Source organism: Vibrio sp. 10N.222.49.C9, assembly GCF_041474985.1.
GTDB classification, from domain to species: Bacteria; Pseudomonadota; Gammaproteobacteria; order Enterobacterales; family Vibrionaceae; genus Vibrio; species Vibrio crassostreae_C.
In genome coordinates, this window is record NZ_JBFRVD010001567.1 from 1 (window position 1) to 313 (window position 313).

General features: G+C 47.3%; 1 pseudogene. It reads left to right on the forward strand.

Annotated elements, in window-relative coordinates:
* Positions 1–188: pseudogene (locus tag AB4585_RS29295) on the forward strand (hypothetical protein); the annotation flags it as partial.
* Between the last annotated feature and the right edge of the window lie 125 nt (positions 189–313).

A 313-nucleotide genomic window follows, 5' to 3' on the forward strand; every position in this document is an offset into this window, starting at 1 on the left:
GTACAGATAGCCGTTTAACTGGGTTAAATGACTTCTACCTAGTTGGCCGTGATAGAAGCACATTCGTGGAGTGGTTTGGGGCTATCGCTATTTGGGGCGGTCTTGCAGGTGTGGGTTTGCACCTAATGATTCGATTAATAAGCATACGCCGACGCAAAGCGCAGGCTGACAAAGAGTTCGGAGAGTAATTATGAGTAATTCCTTAGTCATATTTAAACGGTTCGAGCGGTTTTGGCATTGGGCACAGGCGTTGCTGGTTCTCACACTCATCGTCTCAGGTTTAGAGTTGCACGGCTTAGTGTCGGTTTTTGGT